The sequence below is a fragment of the Savagea faecisuis genome, from assembly GCF_042675605.1.
Taxonomy (GTDB): Bacteria; Bacillota; Bacilli; order Bacillales_A; family Planococcaceae; genus Savagea; species Savagea faecisuis.
The window spans coordinates 1-3,108 of record NZ_JBHTJF010000049.1; the positions used below are offsets into that span (position 1 = coordinate 1).

The window sequence follows — 3,108 nt, forward strand, 5'->3', positions numbered from 1 at the left end:
GCGATTAGATCCTGATGAACAGAAACGATTTTTTGAGGAAAGTTATAAATTATTTGCTGATCGATATGGAAAACAAAATATTGTGTATGCGACTGTTCATGTTGACGAAAAAACTCCTCATATGCATTTGGGTGTCGTGCCAATGAGTGATGGAAAATTGCAAGGAAAAAATGTGTTCAATCGTCAAGAATTATTGTGGCTGCAAGACAAGTTTCCAGAGCATATGCAGAAGCTCGGATTTGATTTACAACGTGGAGAAAAAGGTTCGGATCGGGAGCATATTGAAACGAGTAAATTAAAAAAACAAACGTTAGAAAAAGAGATTGATCTTTTAGAGAACGAATTGAAAAATAAAAAAAGTGAGTTGGCGATTTTATCTGAAGAAGTTTCAGGCGAATTTAAGATTCCAGTGAAAAGAGAAAAGAAGAGCGTTGAAGTTCCGACAGGGAAAAGAAATCTTTTGGGGATCGAGCAAAAGAAAACGGTTATGAAATCAACGGGGAATGTAATTTTAAAAGACGAAGTGTTTCAAGATTTGAAGCAAAAAGTAAAAGCAGGCGCAGTTTTGCAAACGAGAGTGGATCAGTTGTTAAATACTGATTTCGCAAAAGAGAATCAATCGCTGAAAAATGAAGTGAAAGAGTTACGATCTACAAATAAATCTTTATCCGAAGAAAATGGTCGTTTAAAGAGTACAGTGGAGCATTTGACGAATGAAATCGAAAGTTTATATGTATTGACGAAAGACTTTTTAAAAGCCCGTACAAACGATTTAGAGAGTTTTAAGGAGTTATTCGGGGTATTTGTAGGTAAAGTGAAAGAAAAAGCGCCTAGAGGGCTTTTTGTGCGTCACCATGAGCGATCAGAAGAAAAGAAGAATACTTTTTCGCTTCAAGATGTTTTGCAGCGTGATCGAGAACTTCGTGAGCAAAGAAAAGCAAAGAGAAAAAGATCGCATGATTTGGAGCGATAAGAAAAGGCACTCGAATGAGTGCCTTTTTTGCGTTTTGAGCGTAGCGAAAAACGAGTTCTTTCTTATCTTGATACATATAGAAATAACAAGATTTTATTTTTAAAGTGGATTTCCATAAACAAACGCTGTTGTGACAGGGTTTGTGAAGGTTTTTAGTCGTTAAAAATCAGTGAAAAAAATTTGGAAATATAAAACCCCTCTGTTAGAATTAAGTTACCACACAAAATTCAATAGACAGAGGGGAGTTTTATATTAGTATGTGCAATGATTATAGCACTTATTCCAACGAAAATTCAAGAGTATTAGTCGATAAAACGAAATCTGGAAAAGAAAGACCATGGAGAAGTAAAAAGCTTTCAAGCATTAATTATTATGAGTTGCTTCATGTTTTGGAATTCAAAAAAGCTGAACGGGTAAAAGAGTGTGGTACTGTTTTAGAGTTCAAAGCTGATGAAGATACAGGACATTTGAAGTTGTTTAAGACGTGGTTTTGTAAGTCTCGATTGTGTTCATTATGCAATTGGAGGAGAGCCATGAAGCATAGCAGCCAAACGAAAAAAATAATTGAGGAAGTTGTAAAACAAAAGCCAAAAGCACGTTGGTTGTTTCTTACATTGACGGTAAAAAACGTGTATGACGGCGAAGAATTAGACAAAAGTTTAAGAGCGATCGCTCAAGGTTTTAATAGATTGGTAAAATATAAAAAGGTGGCTCAGAATTTAATTGGTTTCATGAGAGCAACCGAAGTGACTGTAAATAAGATTGATAATTCTTATAATCAGCATTTGCACGTTTTGATTTGTGTTGAACCCAGTTATTTTAACAGCACCAAAAATTATATTACTCAAAAACAATGGACTGCGCTTTGGAGAAGAGCCATGAAATTGGATTATGATCCAGTCGTTGATGTGCGAGCGATTAAGCCGAAAAATAAACGGAAAACAGATATTCAATCGGCGATTGATGAAACGGCAAAATATCCTGTCAAAGATACTGATTATATGACAGACGATAAAGAGCGAAATTTACAGATTGTAAAGGATTTAGAAGAGGGGCTGTACCGTAAACGATTGCTTTCATATGGTGGTTTGTTGAAGGAAATACATAAACAGCTCAATCTTGATGATGTTGAAGATGGCGACCTGATCCATACAGATGACGAGGAAGATGAAGCGAGTGAAAATGCTTATAGTATCGTTGCTTTATGGAATTGGGAGCGTAGAAATTATTTTATTAAAGAGTAGTTCAACAAACGGGCCAGATTGTGAAACTTTTTGAAGGACTTCACGACTAACTTCAATGAGGGGGGAATTCATGAAAAAGTTTTTATTTACATCATTTTTTCTCTTTGTTTTTGTAGCATCTCTCAGCGGATGTAGCAAAGGAATTAAAGGGGTTAAGGAAGTTAATGTTTATGAGATGGAAAATTTTTCTGAAGTTATTGAGGGTTCCTTAGTCACCTTTACAGACAAAAAAGAAATTCAGCAATTTAAAGAGGCTTTTAGCAGTGCTAAAAAGCAATCAGGTATAGTGGATATGGCAGACCCACAGTATAAAGTGGAATTGGGTGGAAAATCATTTTTCCTTTGGTTAAGTCCAGACCATGGAACAATAATGGATGTCGAAGAAACACACACCATTTATTCTTTGACAGGTAAGTCAGTGGAAAATGTGAATGATATGTTCCGTTAACGGGCGCGATTGTTTAGAAAAAAGATACAGAAGATACGAGAGATCAATCTCGTGTCTTTTTTATTTTTAGTGGTTTTTTCCGTTAAAATTTTAAGGCGATAGCGACAAATTTTTGGGACTTGCTGAGTGTAGCTATCGGCTACTATTTGGCAACGGAAAAAATGGGGATCGTCAAGGGGAAAAGGGTGGAGATTTTTTGAGCGGTTTTCTCAAAAAATACTACCCGAACCTTGATGATTTCCAAACGATTTTCGAGCCAACTTGCTGAGGAAGCAGGAGGCTGTTTTGGTGTTTGCCCCTTTACAAAAAGGGGCAAGGTCTTAATCTTTTTCGTTCGCTTAAGCGAACGATCGGCGACAGCCGACAACCCTCGGAGAGCACACCTTTACGAATGTAAAGTATAGTGTGCTATACTTTACATGGAAGTTGCGCCGATTTGTCAT

General features: G+C 36.5%; 3 protein-coding genes. All 3 read left to right on the top strand.

Annotated elements, in window-relative coordinates; all coding sequences use genetic code 11:
* The coding region (gene mobV, locus ACFQ0V_RS13195; RefSeq protein ID WP_381014439.1) for a MobV family relaxase at nt 1-973 on the top strand (973 nt) is incomplete at its 5' end.
* A gap of 257 nt (nt 974-1,230) precedes the next feature.
* Nucleotides 1,231-2,217, top strand: coding sequence for a protein rep (locus ACFQ0V_RS13200; RefSeq protein WP_381014441.1), 987 nt, complete (start codon nt 1,231-1,233; stop codon nt 2,215-2,217).
* Between the two features lie 70 nt (nt 2,218-2,287).
* Complete coding sequence (locus ACFQ0V_RS13205) at nt 2,288-2,665, top strand: hypothetical protein (RefSeq protein ID WP_381014443.1); 378 nt, start codon at nt 2,288-2,290, stop codon at nt 2,663-2,665.
* Nucleotides 2,666-3,108: the final 443 nt, after the last annotated feature.

What these genes read in the sequence shown, in the direction of transcription:
- ACFQ0V_RS13205 (WP_381014443.1), top strand. Translation starts at nt 2,288, where the DNA reads ATGAAAAAGTTTTTATTTACATCATTTTTTCTCTTTGTTTTTGTAGCA.
- ACFQ0V_RS13200 (WP_381014441.1), top strand. Translation starts at nt 1,231, where the DNA reads ATGTGCAATGATTATAGCACTTATTCCAACGAAAATTCAAGAGTATTA.